The organism is Cellulomonas sp. P4_H4, assembly GCF_056400865.1.
Genome location: NZ_JBFUKL010000001.1, coordinates 690,210 through 710,092, shown reverse-complemented (window position 1 = coordinate 710,092; position 19,883 = coordinate 690,210). Strand labels below are relative to the sequence as shown.

Sequence of the window (19,883 nt, the reverse complement as noted above, 5' to 3'; positions counted from 1 at the left end):
AGGTCAGGAGACCTGTTCGTGGCACGCAGCATCTATGTGACCTCACCCGAGGGCGACTCCGGCAAGTCGATCGTCGCCCTCGGGCTGGTCGACCTCCTCACGCGCACCGTCCAACGTGTGGGGGTGTTCCGACCCGTCGCCCGCTCGACGACCGTCCGCGACTACGTGCTGGAGCTGCTGCTCCAGCAGGACGGCGTCGACCTGACGTACGACGAGTGCGTCGGCGTCACGTACGAGCAGGTGCTGCAGGACCCGGAGGCAGCACTCGTCCAGATCGTGTCCCGGTACCACGAGGTCGAGCGACGCTGCGACGTCGTGGTCGTCGTCGGCACCGACTACACCGACGTCGCGGGACCGACCGAGCTCGCCTACAACGCGCGCATCGCGGCGAACCTCGGCGCACCCGTGGTGCTCGTGGTGAACGGGAGCGGGCGCTCCGCCGCGGTCATCGCCCAGGTGGCCGAGGTCGTGGTGACCGAGATGCAGGCGAACCACGCGCAGGTCGCCGCGGTCGTCGGCAACCGGTGCGCGGCCAACGCTCTCGACAGCGTGCGCGTCGCCCTGAGCATGGACCTGGGGCTGCCCGGCTGGGCGCTCCCGGAGAGCCCTCTGCTGACCGCGCCGACCATGCGCCAGCTCGTCGCGGCGGTCGACGGCACCCTCATCGCGGGCGACGAGTCGCTGCTGTCCCGCGAGGTGCTGAACGTCATGGTCGGTGCGATGTCGATCGAGCACCTGCTCGACCGGCTGTCCGACGGTGCCGTGGTCATCGCGCCCGGCGACCGCTCCGACGTGCTGCTGGGACTGCTCATGGCGCACCAGGCGGAGGGGTTCGCGTCGCTGTCCGGCATCATCCTCAACGGCGGGTTCCTGCCGAGCCCGACGATCACGCGCCTGATCGACGGGCTGGGCAGCCGGATGCCGATCGTCAGCACGGAGCTCGGGACGTTCCGGTCCGCGAGCGCCGTCGGCGAGACCCGTGGACGCCTGACGTACGACTCGCAGCGCAAGGTCGACACGGCGCTGTCCTTGTTCGAGCAGCACGTCGACGGCCCCGCCCTGCTGGCCGCGCTGGACGTCGAACGGCCCGAGGTCGTCACGCCGTTGATGTTCGAGTGGGCGCTCCTGGCTCGGGCGCGCGAGAACCGCAAGCACGTGGTCCTGCCCGAGGGCGAGGACGACCGGATCCTGCGGGCCGCCTCCACGCTGCTGCAGCGTGGCGTCGCGCAGATCACGATCCTGGGCGACGAGACGTCGGTCAGGGCCCGCGGGACCGAGCTCGGCCTCGACCTGGAGGACGCCGCGGTGCTCAGCCCGCACGACCCGGAGCTGCTCGAGCGGTTCGCCGTCGAGTACACCGAGATGCGCAAGCACAAGGGCATGACGGTCGAGCGGGCGCGCGAGATCGTCTCGTCGGTATCGTACTTCGGCACGATGATGGTCCAGCTCGGCCTGGCCGACGGGATGGTCTCGGGCGCGGCCCACACGACAGCGCACACGATCAAGCCGTCGTTCGAGATCATCAAGACGACGCCCGGCGTCTCGAACGTGTCGAGCGCGTTCCTCATGTGCCTCGAGGACCGTGTGCTCGTCTACGCCGACTGTGCGGTGATCCCGGACCCGACCGCCGAGCAGCTCGCCGACATCGCGATCTCGTCGGCGGGCACGGCCGCACAGTTCGGGATCGAGCCGCGCATCGCCATGCTGTCGTACTCGACCGGGGCATCCGGCTCGGGCGCCGACGTCGAGAAGGTGCGCGAGGCGACTGCCCTGGTGCGGTCGAGGCGTCCCGACCTCTCGGTCGAGGGTCCCATCCAGTACGACGCCGCCGTCGACGCGTCGGTCGCGCACACCAAGCTGCCCGAGTCCACGGTCGCCGGACGTGCGACCGTGTTCGTGTTCCCCGACCTGAACACGGGCAACAACACCTACAAGGCGGTGCAGCGGTCCGCCGGTGCCGTCGCGATCGGCCCGGTCCTGCAGGGACTGCGCAAGCCGGTCAACGACCTGTCGCGCGGCGCGCTGGTCTCGGACATCGTCAACACGGTCGCCATCACGGCGATCCAGGCCCAAGGACAGCAACCGTGAGCACCGTTCTCGTCATCAACTCCGGATCGTCGTCGATCAAGTACCAGCTGGTCGACCCCGTCGGTGGCGAGGCCGTCGCGTCGGGCATCGTCGAGCGGATCGGCGAGGACGAGAGCGTCGTCAAGCACTCGTTCGCAGGGCAGACCACCACGCAGAACGACGCCATCGCGGACCACGGCGCGGGCCTGCGCGCGGTGCTGGCCCTGTTCGCGTCCGTCGGCCCGGATCTCACCGAGGCCCGGGTGGTCGCCGTCGGGCACCGTGTGGTGCAGGGCGGCTCGGTCTTCGACGGCCCGGTGGTGGTCGACGACGAGGTGATCGCGCAGATCGACGCGCTCTCGCCGCTCGCTCCGCTGCACAACCCGGCGCACGTCATCGGCCTGCGGGTAGCCCGCGAGCTGTTCCCCGACGTCCCGCACGTCGTGGTGTTCGACACGGCGTTCTTCCGCACCCTGCCCGAGGCGGCCTACACCTACGCGATCGACCAGGACGTCGCCCGCGCGCACGGCGTCCGTCGGTACGGCTTCCACGGGACGTCGCACCAGTACGTCTCGAGGCGCGTGGCCGAGTACCTCGGCCGACGACCCGAGGACGTCAACCAGATCGTCCTGCACCTGGGCAACGGCGCGTCCGCGTCCGCGGTCCGGGGCGGCGTCGCGGTCGAGACGTCGATGGGGATGACGCCTCTGGAGGGGCTCGTCATGGGCACGCGCTCAGGCGACATCGACCCCGCCGTGCTCATCCACCTGCAGCGCAACGCCGGGATGTCCGTCGACGACGTCGACGACCTCCTCAACCGGCGCTCGGGGCTCAAGGGCCTCTCGGGCGAGAACGACTTCCGGGCGCTGCACGAGCTGGTCGAAGCCGGGAACGAGGCCGCGATCCTGGCGCTCGACGTCTACCTGCACCGGCTGCGCAAGTACATCGGCGCGTACTACGCCGTCCTGGGGCGGGTGGACGTCATCGTGTTCACGGCAGGCGTCGGGGAGAACGACGACATCGTCCGAGCGCGTGTCCTCGAGAACCTCGAGCCGCTCGGGATCGCCGTCGACCTCGGGCTCAACGCGGGGCGCGTCAAGGAGCCTCGCGTCATCTCACCGGACTGGGCGTCGACGACCGTCATGGTGGTGCCCACGAACGAGGAGCTCGCGATCGCCCGCCAGGCGGTGGCGTTGGTCGGTGTGCCCGAGGACGACGCCGACTTCGGGCACGCCTGACGACTACGGCAGCCGGAACGCCTTCATCACGCGGAGGGCCTCGGTGTACAGCCGCGGCCAGGTCTCGGTGCCCAGGTCGAACATGCGGTGCAGGCCGACCCCGGGGCCGCCGAGCACACCGTGCACCCCGTGCTGGACGGCGATCGTCTGCGTCCGGGTCGTCGCCCAGATCCCCTCACGACCGTGCCGGCTGCCGATGCCCGACGAGCCCACGCCGCCCTGCGGTGCACCGACCGAGCCCCACGTGGCGACGTAGCCCTCGTTGACGTTCACCGACCCCGACCGCACGCGGGCGGCCAGCGCCGCGCCGCGACGGGTGTCGGCCGTCCAGACGCTCGCGTTCAGACCGAACTCGGTGTCGTTCATCGCCGCGACGGCCTCGTCGTCCGACGCGACGCGGTAGATCGTCACGACGGGACCGAACGTCTCCTCGCGGACCAGGCGTGCCTCGTCCGGGACGTCCGTCAGGATCGTCGGCTCGTAGAACCACGGGCCCAGGTCGGTGCGGTGCACTCCCCCGGCCAGGACGGTCGCACCGTGCCCGATCGCGTCCTCGACGTGCTCGACCACGGTCGCGAGCTGGGCCGCCGACGTGAGCGAGCCGACGTCCGAGCGGTAGTCGAGGCCGGACCCGAGCCGCAGCTCACGCGTCCGGCGGACGAACGCCGCGATGAACTCGTCGGCGATCTCGTCGCGCACGTAGACCCGCTCGATGCTCACGCACACCTGACCGGTCCCGACGAAGCAGGCACGCACCGCGCCCTCTGCCGCGACCTCGACGTCCACGTCCTCCGCGACGTACATCGGGTTCTTGCCGCCCAGCTCGAGGGTGGCGGGCACGAGCCGCTCACCGGCGTGCGCTGCGACCAGCCGGCCGGTGCGCGTCGATCCCGTGAAGCTCACGTGGTCCACGTGCTCGACGACCGCGGCACCGATGGTCCCGTCCCCGACGACGACCTGCAGCACCCCGTCGGGCAGCCCGGCCTCCTCGAGGAGCTCCGCGGCCCACAACGACGTCAGCGCCGTCTGCGGGTCCGGGCGCAGGATCACGGCGTTGCCGGCCACGAGCGCCGGCAGCACGTCACCGAGCGTGAGGGTCAGCGGGAAGTTCCAGGGCGCGACGATGCCGACGACGCCGACCGGGTGGCGCAGGACGCGCACGGAGGTCAGCCCGGGGATGAGCCCCGGCGCGCGGCGCGGGGCGAGGTACCGCGAGGCACGCAGCGCGTAGTGCCGCGAGACGTTCGCGATGTCGCAGACCTCCTCGAACGCCGAGACGCGCGCCTTGCCCGACTCGAGCTGGATGAGGTCGAGGACGTCGCTCTGCCGTTCGAGGACCAGGTCGTGCACCCGCGAGAGCACCGCGGTGCGCTCACGCAGCGGGCGCGCTGCCCACAGCCGGTGTGCCGAACGCGCCCGCGTCGCGGCCCGTGCGACGTCGTCTGTGGTCGAGAGCGGGACCGCGGCGATGGGCCCGCCGGTGAACGGTGCGTGGGACGTGTACGTCGCGGCACCCGGGGATGCCACGACGCGTCTCAGGAGCGTCCGGATGTCGTCCGGCTCGAGCACGTAGGTCGCGAGCGGGTCGGTCTCAGGGTCGTGCAGCTCGATGTGTCCGGGGTCGTGCGCCATACCCGCGAGGGTACGCGCGGCGGGGAGCGAATCGGCCCGACCACACGCCGACCTCGTGCGCGTGCCGGTCGGACCGTGCCGCCGCGGACTACACGCCGAGCGTCGTCCGTACGTCCGGGTGCAGCAGCGTCAGCACCGCTGCGCGAGCGTCGACCGCCGAGGGTGCCGCGAGTGCCGCGGCAGCCATCGTGGCGCACTGCGCGGTGCTGTGGTGCCGGAGGGCGTACCGGACGGCAGGGACCGACCCGGCGGACATCGACAGGCTGGTCACCCCCAGCCCGACCAGGACGAGCGCGAGCACCGGGTCGGACGCGGACTCGCCGCACACCCCGACGGGCTTGCGGGCTTCCTGACCGGCACGCGCGGTGGCGTCGACCAGATCGAGGACGGCCGGCTGCCAGGGGTCGAGCAGGTCCGCCAGCTCACCACGCAGGCGGTCGGTGGCCATCGTGTACTGCGCCAGGTCGTTGGTGCCCAGCGACACGAAGTCCACCTCGGCCAAGATCTCCCGTGCACGCAGGGCGGCTGCGGGGACCTCGATCATGACGCCGACCGTGGCCACCCCCGCGGCGCGAGCTCGGGTGGCGAACGCGCGCGCCTCCGCGGGCGTCGCGATCATCGGCGCCATGACCCACGGCTTCGTGCCCGTCGCCGCCTGCGCTCGGGCGAGCGCCTCGAGCTGGGTGTCCAGGAGCTCCGGGTGGGTCCGCACGAGGCGGTAGCCGCGCACGCCCAGGGCGGGGTTCTCCTCGTCGGGCTGCGTCGCGAACGCGAGCGGCTTGTCGGCACCCGCGTCGAGCGTGCGGACGACGACCTTGCGGTCACCAAACGACGTCAGGGCGCGTCGATACACCTCCGCCTGCTCGTCCACGGTCGGAGCCGAGGTGCGCTCGAGGAACAGCACCTCGGTGCGGAACAGGCCGACGCCTTCCACCGCACCCCCGGCGACGCGCGCGGCGTCCTCCGCCGTGCCGATGTTGGCGAGCAGGGCGACGAGCCTGCCGTCCGACGTCCCGCCTGCCGCGGTGTCGGACTCCAGGGCGGTCTCGACCGCCGCGCGCCTGTCCACCTCGGCCCGCTGGGCCGCGCTCGGCTCGGTGGTCACGGTGCCGTCGGCCGCGTCGACGGCGACCTGCGTACCGTCCTCGATCGTGGTCGCGCCGGTGGCACGGACGATGCACGGCAGGCCCAGCTGCCCGGCGATGATCGCCGTGTGGCCGGTCGGCCCACCGAGCTCCGTGACGATCGCGAGGACGTTCGCCAGGTCGAGAGCCGCGGTGTCGGCGGGTGCGAGGTCCTTGGCGACGACGACGGACGGCCGCGTCAGCTCGGGCACGCCGGGCGCCGGCAGACCCATCGCCGCCGCGACCACGCGGTCACGCACAGAGCGCAGGTCGGTGACGCGCTCGGCCAGGTATCCACCGGCCTGCTCGAACATCGAGGCGAAGGCGTCGACGACGCCGTCGATGGCGCTGACCACCGGCTCACCGCCGTCGATCCGCGCGAGCACCTGGGTCCGCAACGCCCGGTCGTCCGCCATCTGCGCCGTCGCGGCGAGGACGTCCTTCACGGTGCCCGCGGACCGGGCGGACTGGTCGCGGAGGCCGGCTGCGACCTGGGCGAACGCGGCCTCGACCACGGCGTGTGCAGTGTCGATGTCCGCGGGGACACCGTCGACCAGCAGGGGCGCGTCTGCCTCCACGTGCGTCGCGGGGCGCACCTGCGCGACCGGTCCGACGACGGCGCGCCGCCCGACCCCGACGCCCTGGAGCACGCGGCCCTGCGTCGTGGTGCTCACGGCGCGTCCAGGTCCGTGGCCAGCAGGGCGACGAGCTCGTCGAGCGCGGCGTCGGCCCCGGCACCTTCGACGGCGAGCGTGACCTCCTCGCCGCTCGGGACGCCGAGCGACATGACGAACAGGATGCTGCCGGCGTCGACCGGTTCGCCGCCCGGACGGGCGATGGTGACGGGCAGGCCGGTCTCGGCGACGGCCTGCGTGAACAGCATGGCGGGGCGGGCGTGGAGGCCGACGCGGGAGGCGACGACGACGGTGCGCTGAGGCATGACGGTTCTCCGATCGGGGTGCCGCCCGGCAACGGTGCCGGGCGGCGGCGGGTGGTGGTGTCAGGCGGCCGTGGCGACGAGCGCCTGGGCGTCGGCCGCCTCTTCAGCCAGGACGAACTCGTTGGGCTTGGCGCTCTTCAGGACGACGACCAGTCCGGTCGCGATGACCATCCCGACGGCCACGGCCATGAGGAACCCGATCGGGCTCGAGATGAGCGGCAGCACCCAGATGCCGCCGTGCGGGGCCCGCTGTCCCGACCCCACCGCCATGACGAGGGCGCCTGCGGCGCTCGACCCGACGACCGAGGAGACGATCACGCGCCACGGGTCTGCCGCGGCGAACGGGATCGCACCCTCGGAGATGAAGGAGAGGCCGAGCAGCCAGGCGGCCTTGCCGTTCTCCCGCTCGGCGTGCGTGAACAGGCGCTTGCGGACGACGGTCGCCAGGGCCATGGCCAGCGGGGCCACCATGCCGGCAGCCATCACGGTCGCCATGATCTGGTACTGGACCGCGTCGGTGGCCAGGCCCTCGGTCGCCAGGCCGGTCACCGCGAACGTGTAGGCCACCTTGTTGATCGGCCCGCCGAGGTCGAAGCCCATCATCGCGCCGAGCAGCGCGCCGAGCAGGATCAGGTTGGAGCCGGACAGGCCGTTGAGCCAGTCGCTCAGACCCGTCATGAGGCTCGCGATCGGCTGGCCGATGAGCACGATCATCACGAGCCCGACGACGAACGTCGACAGCAGCGGGATGACCACCACCGGCATCACGCCGCGCACACCCTTGGGCACGCTCCACCGGCTGATCCACAGGGCGAGGAAGCCCGCGAGGAAACCGGTGACGAGGCCACCGAGGAAGCCGGCCCCGACCGCCACGGAGATCGCGCCGCCGACGATGCCGGGCACCAGGCCGGGCCGGTCGGCGATGGCGTAGGCGATGAAGCCGGACAGGATCGGCACCAGGAAGCCGAACGCGATCGCGCCGGTCTGGAACAGGAGCGCGGCCCAGTCCATGCCGTTGGTCACGGCGAAGTCGTTCAGGAGGTGCGTCAGGGGGACGCTGGTCACGGCGACGACGCCGTCGCTGCCGCCGGCGAACTGGGCGACCATGAAGCCCAGCGCGATGAGGATCCCGCCTGCGGCGACGAACGGGATCATGTAGGAGACACCGGTCATGAGCCACTGACGGATCCGCGTGCCGACTCCCGCGTTGCGGTCGACCTTCGTCGCGGGACCTGTGGGGGCCGCAGGCGTTCCGGCGGGCACCCCCGCCTCGACGGCCGCGACCGCTGCTGCGATGACACCCGGGGCGTCGTGCACGGCCTTCTTGACGCCGACGTCGATGTACGGCTTGCCGGCGAACCGACCCTTGTCCTTGACCTCGAGGTCCGCGGCATAGATCACGCCGTCGGCGTCGGCGATGATCTGCGGGTCCAGCGGCGTGGAGCCGGCCGCACCCTGGGTCTCGACGTGGACCTCGTGCCCGGCGGCCTTGCCCGCCTGCTCGAGGGCCTCGGCGGCCATGTAGGTGTGGGCGATGCCGGTCGGGCAGGAGGAGACGGCGACGAGCTTCATGAGGGGACCACCTCTCGGGTGACGATGTCGGCGACGGTGACGGGATCGGTCGCGTCCTTGAGCGAGGTGCGGAAGGACTCGTGCACGAGTCGGCGGGCGAGCGCCGCCAGGATCTGCAGGTGGTCGCTGTCGCCCTCGGTGGGCGCGGCGATGAGGAAGATCAACGTCGCCGGCCCGTCGGGGGCACCGAAGTCGACGCCGGCGGCGACCTTGCCGACGGCCAGGCTGGGAGCGGTGACGAAGCTCGAGCGCGCGTGCGGGAGACCGATCCCGCCGGGCATGCCCGTGGCCATCTGCGCTTCCCGGGCCCGCACGTCAGCGTGGAAGCCGTCCGCGTCGGTCACGCGGCCTGCCGCGTGCAGGAGATCGATCAGCTGGCGGGTCGCGTCGTCGCGGTCCGTGGCGACGAGGTCGACGGCGACCAGGTCCGGGGTGATCAGCGGGGTACTCACGTCACAGCTCCTTGAGGGCGAGTCGGGAATCGGGGTTCTCCATGACCCGGACGGCGCCCGGGTCGATGTCGGTGGCGCCGGGGACGGCGGTGCCGGGAAGCAGCACGGCCGCCCGGCCGAAGGCGACCGAGGCGCGCAGGCGTTCGCCCGACGAGCCCTCGGTGGCGAGGAAGCCGGCGAGGGTCGAGTCCCCCGCGCCGACGGTGGACAGCGGGACGATCGGGGGGCCTCCGGCCCACCAGACTCCCTGTGCCGTGACGAGCAACGCGCCGTGCACACCGAGGCTCACGAGGACCTCCTGCGTGCCGGCGTCGAGGAGCTCGTGCGCGGCGTCGACGACGTCGCCGACGGTCAGCAGCTCACGACCGGCCAGGTCGGCCAGCTCCTCGTCGTTCGGCTTGACCAGGGCCAGCCCGCCGGCGCGTACGGCGCGGGCGAGCGGGACGCCTGACGTGTCGAGCGCGAACGGGACTCCGTGGCGGGAGGCGAGGCCCGCGAGCTCGACGAAGAAGTCCTCGCCCGCACCGAGCGGGAGGCTGCCTGCGCCGACGAGGGCACGGGGTCGCGCAGTGAGCTGTCCCTCGACGGCCGCGAGCAACGCCGTGACCTCGTCGGGCGAGAGCTCGGGGCCAGGGGCGTTGACCTTGGTGGTCGCGCCGTCCGACTCGACGAGCGTCAGGTTGGTGCGTGTGTCGCCGGCGACCGGAACCGCCAGCGCGGGCACCCCGTGCTGGGCGAGCAGCTCGACGAGCCGGTTCCCGTCCAGGCCGCCGGCCGGGAGGACCGCGACCGACTCGATGCCGTGCCGCACCAGGACGCGAGAGACGTTGATGCCCTTGCCGCCCGGGTGCACGTGCGCCCGGTCGGCGCGATTGACCTCCCCGACGACGAGGCGGTCCAGCTCGAGCGCGCGGTCCAGGCTGGGGTTGGGGGTCACGGTGACGATCACGCGATCACCACCCGCGGGCCGGCGGCCTCGATCTCCTCGACCAGCTCCGGCTCGGCGCCCGAGTCCGTGATGACGGTGTCGACGGCGGAGAGCGGCACGACGAGTGCGAAGTCGACGCGGCCGATCTTCGAGTGGTCGGTCAGGACGACCGTGCGGCGGGCGTTGGCGACGAGCGCTCGCTTGACGGCCGCCTCCGCGAGGTCGGGCGTCGTGAGCCCGTGTTCGACGCTCAGGCCGTTGGTGCCGACGAACGCGACGTCGGCGTGGATGTCCGCGAGCTCCCGCTCGGCCCAGGCGCCGACCGCCGCGAGGGTGCGGCCGCGCACGGTGCCGCCCACCAGGTGGAGCGTGATGCCGGGCCGCATGGCGAGCGCCATCGCGACGGGAAGCGCGTGGGTGACGACGGTGAGCTCACGGTCGGAGGGCAGCAGCTCCGCGAGCCGGACCGTGGTGGTGCCGGCGTCGAGGATGACGGCGCCGCCGTCCGGAAGCTCCTCGAGCGCCGCCTTCGCGATCCGCTCCTTCTCGACCGCGAACTTCGCCTCACGGTCGGCGATGCCGGGCTCGAAGCCCAGCCGCTCGACGGGGATCGCTCCGCCGTGCACCCGACGCAGGAGCCCGTGGCGCTCGAGCACGGTGAGGTCGCGTCGGATGGTCTCGGGGGTGACGTCCAGGTCCTCGGCCAGCCGGTTGACGTCCACCCGGCCGTCAGCGCGCGCCGTGGCCAGGATCTGCTGGTGCCGCTCCGGTGCGTACACATCGACTCCGTCGTCCGTGCGCCGATCTGACTACGGCGTCCGCTACGTCCAGGGTGCTCTTGGTCACAGCCGATGTCAACCCATACGGACACATCCGGCGACAAACAAATGTTGATTCAAAGATTCCTGCAGGTCAGAGTCGAGAGTTTCCGGACCGGACACAGACAGACGCCCGGGAGCGCCCGTTTTGGGCGCCCGCCGGGCGTCGTGTGGTCGCTGCGCGCGCTAGTTCGGCTGGTACGGGCTGACGACGACCTCGACGCGCTGGAACTCCTTGAGGTCGGAGTAACCGGTGGTCGCCATCGCACGCTTGAGGGCACCGATGAGGTTGAGCGTGCCGTCGGCCGTGTGGCCCGGACCGAAGAGGATCTGCTCGAGCGACCCCGCGGTGCCGACCTCGACGCGCTCGCCGCGCGGGAGCTGCGGATGGTGAGCCTCGGGACCCCAGTGCCAGCCCTGACCGGGTGCCTCGGTCGCCCGGGCGAGCGCGGCACCGAGCATGACCGCGTCGGCTCCGCACGCGACGGCCTTGACCAGGTCGCCGGAGCGGCCCACCCCGCCGTCGGCGATGACGTGCACGTAGCGGCCGCCGGACTCGTCCAGGTAGTCCCGACGGGCCGCGGCGACGTCGGCGACGGCCGACGCCATGGGCGCGTGGATCCCGAGCGAGAGGCGCGTCGTGTGCGCGGCGCCCCCGCCGAAGCCGACGAGCACGCCCGCCGCGCCGGTGCGCATGAGGTGCAGAGCGGCGGTGTAGGTGGACGCGCCGCCGACGATCACGGGGACGTCGAGCTCGTAGATGAACCGCTTGAGGTTCAGCGGCTCGGCGCGGCCGGACACGTGCTCGGCGGACACCGTGGTGCCGCGGATGACGAAGAGGTCCACGCCTGCGTCGACGACCGTGCGCCAGAACTCGTTGGTCCGCTGCGGGCTGAGCGCCCCGGCGACCGTGACTCCTGCGGCACGCACCTCCTTGAGGCGGGCCGTGATGAGCTCGGGCTGGATCGGGGCCGAGTAGATCTCCTGCATGCGCGCGGTCGCGCCGGCGGCATCGAACGTGGCGATCTCCTCGAGCAGCGGCGCCGGGTCCTCGTACCGGGTCCACAGACCTTCGAGGTCGAGCACACCCAGACCGCCGGCGTTGCCGAGCGCGACCGCGGTCGCCGGGCTCATCACCGAGTCCATGGGGGCCGCCACGACCGGGAGGTCGAAGTGGTACGCGTCGATCTGCCAGCCGACGGAGACCTCCTCGGGGTCGCGGGTACGTCGCGACGGGACGACGGCGATGTCGTCGAAGGAGTACGCGCGGCGCCCGCGCTTGCCGCGGCCGATCTCGATGTCGTTGCTCACCCGGCAAGGCTACCGGGGCTGGGGGGCACGCCACGCGGGCATCCTCCCTGGCTGTGTCAGTACCCGGTGCGATCCTGACTGCGGTTGCTGGGAGAGCCGCCGGGGAGACCGCTGGAGAGACGGAGTGCGACGGATGAGCTGGACGGACGGGCCGCTGCTCGGCTTCGACACGGAGACGACCGGCATCGACGTCGACAACGACCGCATCGTCACCGCCGCCCTGGTCCGTCGCGACGAGACCGGCACGCACATCCGCAGCTGGCTGATCAACCCGGGCATCGACATCCCCGAGGCCGCCTCGGCGATCCACGGCATCAGCTCGAACCATGCGCGCACGCACGGCACGAAGCCCAAGCAGGCGCTGGAGGAGATCGCCTCCGAGCTCGCACAGGCGTTCCGCGACGGCGTCCCGGTCGTGGCCTACAACGCGACGTTCGACCTGTGCCTGCTCGATGCGGAGCTGCGTCGGCACAAGCTCAAGACGCTCCCGGACCGCCTGTACAACGAGGCACGTCCGGTGATCGACCCGCTCGTGCTCGACCGGGCCGAGGACCAGTTCCGGCACGGCAAGCGCAAGCTGGTCGACCTGTGCGGGTACTACGAGGTCGTCGAGTCCGGGACCCTGCACACGGCGGACGTCGACGTGGTGGCGACGCTGGACGTGCTGGAGCGCATCGTCGGGCGCTTCCCGCACCTGGCCGACCTCGACCTGGACACGCTGCACGAGTACCAGTCGACGGCGCACCAGGCCTGGGCCGAGGGCTTCAACGCCTGGCGTCTGTCCCAGGGGTTCGACGGGCCGGGGGCGTCGGACGTCTGGCCCGCGCGGGAACCGGTCGGCACCCTCTGGTGAGACGCGCGTCATATCGCCAGTGAGTTCTGGGCGATCCGAACAGGACGCTGTGACCTGGTTCGACGGGTAACCGAGATGTCAATATCTCATCCATGAGTTAGCGTCGTCCCATGACGACGACCACCACCCCGGTCCCCCTCAGCACCGGCGCGCTCCCGATCGTGGCGGACCAGCTGGCCCACGTGGGCACCCTGGTCCGGGCCGCACGCCAGCACCAGGGCCTCACCCAGGCCCAGCTCGCCGAGCGTCTGGGCACCAGCCAGTCGGCGATCCACCGCATCGAGCAGGGTGCGCAGAACGTCAGCCTCGAGATGCTCACGCGCATCGGCGCCGCGCTCGACTCCCCCATCGTCACGCTCGGCGGCCCACAGCGCACCCATCTTCGGGTCCAGGGCGGCCAGACGCTCAGCGGCCGGATCGACGTCAACACCAGCAAGAACGGCGCGGTCGCCCTGCTGTGCGCGTCGCTGCTCAACCGCGGCACCACGCGCCTGCGCAACGTGGCCCGGATCGTCGAGGTCGACCGGATCGTCGAGGTGCTGCGGTCCGTCGGGGTCAAGGCGGTGTGGTCGACTGACGGCCGCGACCTGGAGATCGTCGTCCCCGACCGCCTGCAGCTCGACGCGATCGATGTCGACGCGGCCCGCCGCACGCGCTCCATCATCATGTTCCTCGGCCCGCTCCTGGGCCTGGAGGACGAGTTCCGCCTCCCGTACGCGGGCGGCTGCGACCTGGGTACGCGCACGGTCGAGCCGCACCTGATCGGGCTCCGGCCGTTCGGGCTGGAGGTCACCGCGACGACCGGTGACTACCACGCGCTCGTCCAGCGCTCGACGACGAAGGACCTGTCGGTCGTCCTGACCGAGCGTGGCGACACGGTCACGGAGAACGTGATCATGGCCGCAGCCCGCCGCTCGGGCATCACGACCATCCGCAACGCGAGCCCCAACTACATGGTCCAGGACCTGTGCTTCTACCTCGAGCTCCTGGGCGTGAAGATCGACGGGATCGGCACCACGACCCTGCGCGTGCACGGCCTCGCGGACATCGACGCCGACGTCGAGTACGCCATCTCGGAGGACCCGGTCGAGGCCATGAGCCTGCTCACGGCGGGCATCGTGACGTCGTCGGAGATCACGGTCGGTCGCGTGCCGATCGAGTTCATGGAGATCGAGCTGGCCACGCTCGCCGAGATGGGCCTGCACTTCGAGCTGTCCGACGAGTACGCGGCACAGAACGGTCGCACCCGGCTCGTCGACGTCACCGTGTTCCCGAGCGAGCTGCGCGCACCGATCGACAAGATCCACCCGATGCCGTTCCCGGGGCTGAACATCGACAACCTGCCGTTCTTCGCGGCCATCGCGGCGTGCGCCACCGGCTCCACCCTGATCCACGACTGGGTCTACGAGGGTCGCGCCATCCACCTCACCGACCTGACGCGCCTCGGCGCGGACGTGCGGCTCCTCGACGCGCACCGCCTGCAGGTCAGCGGCCCGACGCACTGGTCGGGTGCCGAGGTGTCGTGCCCGCCTGCGCTCCGGCCGGCCGTGGTGATCCTGCTCGCGATGCTGGCCGCCAAGGGCACGTCCGTGCTGCGCGACGTCGACATCATCGCGCGCGGCTACGAGCAGCTGCAGGAGCGCCTGGTCCAGCTCGGCGCGCGCATCCAGACGTTCCGCGACTGAGCGCAGGCGAGAACGGACCTGTCGACGGGATTCGGCTCGTCGACGTCGACAAGTCCGTTCTCGCCGGGCCGTTCAGCTCGCCGGGCGCAGGAGAACCGTGAAGCTGGTGGCGTCCGGACGGGCGGGCGTGCCGTCGTCGTCGTCGAGCACGGCATCGACCCGCAGGCCCGCGCGCACGCACAGCGCGGTGAACCCCTCGACCGTGTGCCAGTGCAGCAGCCACTCGCGGTCGACGGTCTCGGTACGGCCGTCGCACGCACGCTCGTAGCGCAGCATGGTGCGCCGCGTCCGGGCGACCACGTCGTAGTCCTCGCCGGTCGTCGAGACGCGGATGACCGCACCGTCCGCGTCGACGTCCGACCGCAGCTCGCCCACGCCCTCGGAAGGCGGCGGGACCCACAGCGGGATCCTCGCCGTGCCGTCGGGGTGCAGGTGCGCACGGATCCGCACGAGCGCGGCCAGGACCGCGTCGTCGGACGGCAGCAGGTTGAACGTCGCGCCCGCGACGAAGATCGACCGGTACTGCCGCGGCAGGTCCAGCTCCTCGAACAGCTGCTGGTGCACGGTGACGTCCAGCGCGCCGGCGCGGGCGCGGAGCCGTTCGAGCATGTCGGACGACGAGTCAACCCCGTCGACGTCGAGTCCGAGCGCCCGCAGGGCGAGCAGCGGGTCACCGTCTCCACAACCGAGCTCGAGCGCCGGCTCACCGGTGTGCGCGATGAACGCGGCGAACGTGTCGGGTGACGGCGTGTACGAGCGCAAAGGCGCGTAGAGCTCCGCGACCAGCCCGGTGTAGAAGTCGGCCGGTTGCAGGCCCGCCGTCACCTGCTGGAGTAGTTGGGCGCCTCGGAGACCATCTGCACGTCGTGCGGGTGCGACTCCTTGAGCCCGGCCGGCGTGATGCGGATGAACTTGCCGCGGCTCTGCAGCTCGGGGACCGTGCGCGCGCCGACGTAGAACATCGACTGGTGCAGGCCACCGATCAGCTGGTGCGCGACCGCCGCGAGGGGTCCGCGGTACGGGACCTGCCCCTCGATGCCCTCGGTGATGATCTCGTCGTCGGAGAGGTCGCCCTGGAAGTAGCGGTCCTTGGAGTAGGACCGGCGGTCGCCGCGGGACTGCATCGCGCCGAGCGAGGCCATGCCGCGGTACCGCTTGAACTGCTTGCCGTTGACGAACACGAGGTCACCGGGCGACTCGTCGCAGCCGGCCAGCAGGCCGCCGAGCATCACCGTGTCGGCACCGGCGACGAGGGCCTTCGCGATGTCGCCGGAGTACTGCAGGCCACCGTCGCCGATGACCGGGACGCCGGCCGGCTTGGCCGCCAGCGAGGCGTCGTAGATCGCGGTGATCTGCGGGACGCCGACACCGGCGACGACACGCGTCGTGCAGATGGAGCCCGGGCCGACGCCGACCTTGACGGCGTCGACGCCCGCGTCGACGAGCGCCTGCGCCCCCTCGCGGGTCGCGATGTTGCCGCCGATGACCTGCACGTGCTTGGTGCCCGGGTCGCCCTTGATGCGGCGGACCATGTCGAGCATCAGGCGGGCGTGGCCGTTGGCGGTGTCGACGACGAGCACGTCGACCCCGGCCTCGACCAGCGCGGTCACGCGGTCCCACGCGTCCCCGAAGAACCCCACGGCGGCTCCGACGATGAGCCGACCCTCTCCGTCCTTCGTCGCGTCGGGGTACTGCTCGGACTTCACGAAGTCCTTGACCGTGATCAGTCCGCGCAGGATGCCCGCGTCGTCGACCAGGGGCAGCTTCTCGATCTTGTGCTTGGCGAGCAGCGCCGCGGCGTCGTCCCGCGTGATGCCGACCGGTGCGGTGACCAGCGGCATCGCCGTCATGATCTGGCTCACGCGCAGCGACTCGAACTCGCCGGGCGGGACGAACCGCAGGTCGCGGTTGGTGATGATGCCGAGCAGCTGGCCGCCCACCCCGACGACGGGGAGCCCGGACACGCGGTAGATGCCGCAGAGGTGGTCCAGCTCGGCAAGGGTCGCGTCGGGCGAGACCGTCACCGGGTCCGTGATCATGCCGGACTCGGAGCGCTTCACCAGGTCGACCTGGTGCGCCTGGTCCTCGATGGACAGGTTGCGGTGCAGGATCCCGATGCCGCCCTGGCGCGCCATGGCGATGGCCATGCGCGACTCGGTGACCGTGTCCATGGCGGCCGACAGCAGCGGCACGCGCACGGAGATCTCCCGCGTGAGGCGCGAGGCGGTGTCCACCTCGCTCGGGATCACGTCGGTCTCCCCCGGCAGGAGGAGCACATCGTCGTAGGTGAGCCCGATCCGGGCGAACGGGTCGGCAGGCGAGGGCTCCGTCATCGGCCCAGGATACGCGCTGCCCGACGCAGCTCCGGATCCTGCCTGCCTACCGGACCGCTACTGGATCAGGCCCCGGCGCAGCCCGATGGCCACCGCCTGGGCACGGTCGTTCGCACCCAGCTTGCGGAACAGACGGCGCGCGTGGGTCTTGACCGTGTCCTCGGACAGGTAGAGCTCGGCACCGATCTGGGCGTTCGAGCGCCCGTTGCTCATGCCGATCAGAACCTCGATCTCGCGCTTCGTCAGCGGCACACCGGCGATCGCACCCGACGTCGGTGCACCCGGCGCGGGGGCGGCGTTGGCGTCGTTCGCGGGCACCGACGAGGAGATGCGGTTGTCCCCCGAACGCTGCGCGAAGCTGGCCTGGCTGGGCACGTCGACCGTCTGGGTGCGAGCGCCGGCCGAGACCGGCAGCACGGGGCTGGCGAGCACGTGCGCGGCGACCGCGGACAGCTCGGCGCGGCCTACGTCGGGAGCGAGGAACCCGCGGGCACCGAGCGCGAGAGCACGGTCGAGCGCGACGGTGTCGTCAGGAAGGGCGAGGAGCACGATCGCCGCAGAGGGAGCAACGGCACGCAGACGGCGGATCGCCTCGATCGCACCCGGTGCACCGAGGTGCGCATCCAGGAGAACGACCGTCGGCGGCATCCGGCGCGCCAGGCTGAGCAGCTCGTCGACCGTGGCCGCAGCGCGCACAGGACCGAGCGCGGGCACTCCGATAGACGTCACTACCAGCCGCTCACGCACGACTGCCGAGCCGTGACAGACCACGACTCCTGCCATGTTGATCCCCTCTCGGGCCCCGCACGGGGCACGTGTCGTGTATCGGTCGCCCGGACGAGTGACGTTAGGTCTCGATGCGACCGACCGGCGCGGGGGTCGGGAAAACGTCCGAGGATGCGTCGCAAGTGCAGAATGTCTCACCCGGTAGAGCGGGTGAAATGGCTGATCAGCGGCGTCGAACGACCTTCAGGAGGGTCGTGTGGCGACCGCGAGGACCTCGTGCACGAGACCGGTGAAGGACCGTGCACGGTGCACCGACCGGCCGAGGGGGACGGCGTGCGCGGCGTGATCCGGCACCATGACGAACTGGGGCAGTTCCGGATGCTCCTGGCCGATGCGCTCCACCACGCCGAGGTCCACCGAGCCGCCCTCGCCGATCGTGACCACCGCGCGCGTCCGCGTCATCGCGACGAGCTCGATCGCGTGGTGAGCACCTCCGGGTCCCCCGACGATGCGCGCGTCGACCCCGCGGGCCGCGAGCGCGCCCGCCACGGCGTGGGCCACGAGAGGACGGGTCTCGCGGGGCGCGCCGAGCACGAGGACGACGGGCCGCCGGGCACCCGTGTACCCGCCGGTCCGGTCGCGCAGGGCCGCGAGCGCCGCCGCGTGGATCGTCGCGGCCGCGTCGACCCCGGGCGGGTCGACGACGGTGCGGCGGGCGAGCGCCTCGAGGGCGGGCTCCACCAGGCCGGTCCACCAGGTCAGGACGTCGACGTCCGGCACGAGCGCCAGGACGCGAGAGCACCCCGCGAGGTCTCCCGCCAGCGCCGCGTCGACCACGGACGTCGGTGTCCGTTCCGCCAGGGGGCGCAGACCGGACGGTCCGGAGGCGTCCGCGGCCAGCGCGATGCGCGCCGACTCGGCCGGAGCCACGCCGTCCAGGGTGAGGCGCCGCATCACGAGCAGGCGCTCGACGTCGGCCGCGGAGTACCGCCGGTGCGCGCCGGCGGAGTGCTCCGAGGGTCCGAGCCCGTACCGACGGTCCCAGGTGCGCAGGGTCGCCGGTGCGACGCCGAGCCGACGGGCGACCGCAGCGACCGCGAGGGCGGGCGCCGGGGCGTCCGTCGAGTCGCCACCGCTGTTGTCCATGGCGCGATTGTGCCAGTCCCAGCGGTGTGAGGATCGTTTCGGCGAACTTGTAGACACGGGGCATCCACCTGCGGTAATGGGCCCAATCGTTTCATCACCCCATCGTGCGAACGGGTCTTGAACAACTTCTGAAGCGGTTGTAACGTCCTCAACATCGCGTCAACCCGTGGGGCACACCTCGCGGATCGCAGTTCACGTACTTCCGGCACGGCCGCCGATCCGCGGCTACGTGTGCGGAGCGACTGAGGAGGAAGCCATGGCTGAGATCTCCCGACTTCCGGGGCCCGTGATGGACCTGTGGGAATGGCAGTTCGACGGTGCATGCCGCGATGCGGACCAGGACCTCTTCTTCCACCCCGAGGGCGAGCGAGGCTCTGCACGACGCCGCCGCGCCGAGGCCGCCAAGGCCATCTGTGCCACCTGCCCCGTGATCAAGGCGTGCCGGGAGCAGTCGCTCACCGTGCGCGAGCCCTACGGCGTGTGGGGTGGACTCTCGGAGGACGAGCGGACCGCCGTCCTCGCCCAGCGCAGTCGGGCGACGCGCGCGGGCTGACCGTACGAGAACGGCCCCCCTCGGTCCGAGGACCGAGGGGGGCCGTTCTGCGAGTGCGTCAGATCACTTGACCACGACGGCCAGGATGTCGCGGGCCGAGAGGATGAGGAGCTCCTCGCCCGCGTACTTGACCTCGGTGCCGCCGTACTTGGAGTAGATCACCTTGTCGCCGACGGCGACGTCGAGCGGGACCCGGTTGCCGTTGTCGTCGACACGGCCGGGTCCGACTGCCAGGACCTCGCCCTCCTGGGGCTTCTCCTTGGCGCTGTCCGGGATGACGAGACCGGAAGCGGTCGTCGTCTCTGCCTCGAGCGTCTTGACGACGATCCGGTCCTCGAGGGGCTTGATGGAGACCGACACAGCGGACCTCCCCTTCGCATGTGAGTAGTTCATGAGTCCGAAGTGCGCTTTCGGGCCGCCGTCGTCGCGGGTGCCGGGGCCTGCAGCGCTGTTGGCACACTCACAGGGAGAGTGCCAGCTCCTCACTCTAGGAAGGCGTTAGCAC

General features: G+C 71.6%; 18 protein-coding genes. 5 read left to right on the top strand and 13 right to left on the bottom strand.

Annotated features, from left to right (window positions below):
- Positions 1-18 precede the first annotated feature (18 nt).
- Together pta and AC1DPN_RS03595 are read left to right on the top strand one after the other, a co-directional pair.
- The gene (gene pta / locus AC1DPN_RS03600; RefSeq protein ID WP_477083323.1) at positions 19-2,088 is read left to right on the top strand and encodes a phosphate acetyltransferase; all 2,070 of its coding nucleotides are present in this window, start codon (positions 19-21) and stop codon (positions 2,086-2,088) included.
- Positions 2,085-3,305 (top strand): acetate/propionate family kinase, encoded by a 1,221-nt coding sequence (locus AC1DPN_RS03595; RefSeq protein ID WP_477083322.1) that lies wholly within the window; start codon positions 2,085-2,087, stop codon positions 3,303-3,305. Before pta ends, AC1DPN_RS03595 begins: the two co-directional genes overlap by 4 nt.
- Positions 3,306-3,308: 3 nt before the next feature.
- On the opposite strand, the gene AC1DPN_RS03590 is transcribed toward AC1DPN_RS03595, so the two are convergent.
- The 8 genes from AC1DPN_RS03590 to AC1DPN_RS03555 form a co-directional block, all read right to left on the bottom strand.
- Positions 3,309-4,937 (bottom strand): succinic semialdehyde dehydrogenase, encoded by a 1,629-nt coding sequence (locus AC1DPN_RS03590; protein WP_477083321.1) that lies wholly within the window; start codon positions 4,935-4,937, stop codon positions 3,309-3,311.
- A gap of 88 nt (positions 4,938-5,025) precedes the next feature.
- Positions 5,026-6,735, bottom strand: coding sequence for a phosphoenolpyruvate--protein phosphotransferase (gene ptsP, locus AC1DPN_RS03585; protein ID WP_477083320.1), 1,710 nt, complete (start codon positions 6,733-6,735; stop codon positions 5,026-5,028).
- On the bottom strand, positions 6,732-7,001 hold the full coding sequence (locus tag AC1DPN_RS03580) for an HPr family phosphocarrier protein (protein ID WP_477083319.1): 270 nt from the start codon (positions 6,999-7,001) through the stop codon (positions 6,732-6,734). The genes ptsP and AC1DPN_RS03580 overlap by 4 nt, the downstream gene beginning before the upstream one ends.
- A gap of 60 nt (positions 7,002-7,061) precedes the next feature.
- On the bottom strand, positions 7,062-8,573 hold the full coding sequence (locus AC1DPN_RS03575) for a PTS fructose transporter subunit IIC (protein WP_477083318.1): 1,512 nt from the start codon (positions 8,571-8,573) through the stop codon (positions 7,062-7,064).
- A complete protein-coding gene (locus AC1DPN_RS03570) occupies positions 8,570-9,025 on the bottom strand; it encodes a PTS sugar transporter subunit IIA (RefSeq protein WP_477083317.1) in 456 nt (151 codons plus the stop codon). Before AC1DPN_RS03570 ends, AC1DPN_RS03575 begins: the two co-directional genes overlap by 4 nt.
- 1 nt (position 9,026) lies before the next feature.
- The gene (pfkB, locus tag AC1DPN_RS03565) at positions 9,027-9,974 is read right to left on the bottom strand and encodes a 1-phosphofructokinase (protein ID WP_477083316.1); all 948 of its coding nucleotides are present in this window, start codon (positions 9,972-9,974) and stop codon (positions 9,027-9,029) included.
- Positions 9,971-10,732, bottom strand: a complete 762-nt coding sequence (locus tag AC1DPN_RS03560; protein WP_477083315.1) for a DeoR/GlpR family DNA-binding transcription regulator — start codon at positions 10,730-10,732, stop codon at positions 9,971-9,973. The genes pfkB and AC1DPN_RS03560 overlap by 4 nt, the downstream gene beginning before the upstream one ends.
- Positions 10,733-10,957: 225 nt before the next feature.
- Positions 10,958-12,082: a GuaB3 family IMP dehydrogenase-related protein gene (locus AC1DPN_RS03555; protein ID WP_477083314.1), complete on the bottom strand. Its 1,125-nt coding sequence runs from the start codon at positions 12,080-12,082 to the stop codon at positions 10,958-10,960.
- 133 nt (positions 12,083-12,215) lie between these two features.
- Between AC1DPN_RS03555 and AC1DPN_RS03550 the strand changes: the two genes are divergently transcribed.
- Both AC1DPN_RS03550 and AC1DPN_RS03545 read left to right on the top strand, forming a co-directional pair.
- Positions 12,216-12,935 carry an exonuclease domain-containing protein gene (locus tag AC1DPN_RS03550; protein WP_477083313.1) on the top strand — a complete coding sequence of 240 codons (720 nt, stop codon included), beginning with the start codon at positions 12,216-12,218 and terminating at the stop codon, positions 12,933-12,935.
- A gap of 110 nt (positions 12,936-13,045) precedes the next feature.
- The gene (locus tag AC1DPN_RS03545; RefSeq protein ID WP_477083312.1) at positions 13,046-14,620 is read left to right on the top strand and encodes a helix-turn-helix domain-containing protein; all 1,575 of its coding nucleotides are present in this window, start codon (positions 13,046-13,048) and stop codon (positions 14,618-14,620) included.
- Positions 14,621-14,692: 72 nt separating this feature from the next.
- Here the strand turns inward: AC1DPN_RS03545 and AC1DPN_RS03540 are convergent, their stop codons facing one another.
- From AC1DPN_RS03540 to AC1DPN_RS03525, 4 genes are all read right to left on the bottom strand, one after another.
- Complete coding sequence (locus AC1DPN_RS03540; RefSeq protein WP_477083311.1) at positions 14,693-15,445, bottom strand: class I SAM-dependent methyltransferase; 753 nt, start codon at positions 15,443-15,445, stop codon at positions 14,693-14,695.
- Positions 15,442-16,953, bottom strand: a complete 1,512-nt coding sequence (guaB, locus tag AC1DPN_RS03535; RefSeq protein WP_477083310.1) for an IMP dehydrogenase — start codon at positions 16,951-16,953, stop codon at positions 15,442-15,444. Before guaB ends, AC1DPN_RS03540 begins: the two co-directional genes overlap by 4 nt.
- A gap of 57 nt (positions 16,954-17,010) precedes the next feature.
- A complete protein-coding gene (locus AC1DPN_RS03530) occupies positions 17,011-17,736 on the bottom strand; it encodes a helix-turn-helix transcriptional regulator (protein ID WP_477083309.1) in 726 nt (241 codons plus the stop codon).
- Positions 17,737-17,922: 186 nt separating this feature from the next.
- On the bottom strand, positions 17,923-18,825 hold the full coding sequence (locus tag AC1DPN_RS03525; RefSeq protein ID WP_477083308.1) for a MerR family transcriptional regulator: 903 nt from the start codon (positions 18,823-18,825) through the stop codon (positions 17,923-17,925).
- 256 nt (positions 18,826-19,081) lie between these two features.
- On the opposite strand from AC1DPN_RS03525, the gene AC1DPN_RS03520 reads away from it, so the two are divergent.
- Positions 19,082-19,378 carry a WhiB family transcriptional regulator gene (locus AC1DPN_RS03520; protein WP_477083307.1) on the top strand — a complete coding sequence of 99 codons (297 nt, stop codon included), beginning with the start codon at positions 19,082-19,084 and terminating at the stop codon, positions 19,376-19,378.
- Positions 19,379-19,441: 63 nt separating this feature from the next.
- Here the strand turns inward: AC1DPN_RS03520 and groES are convergent, their stop codons facing one another.
- Positions 19,442-19,738, bottom strand: a complete 297-nt coding sequence (gene groES, locus AC1DPN_RS03515) for a co-chaperone GroES (protein WP_477040242.1) — start codon at positions 19,736-19,738, stop codon at positions 19,442-19,444.
- Between the last annotated feature and the right edge of the window lie 145 nt (positions 19,739-19,883).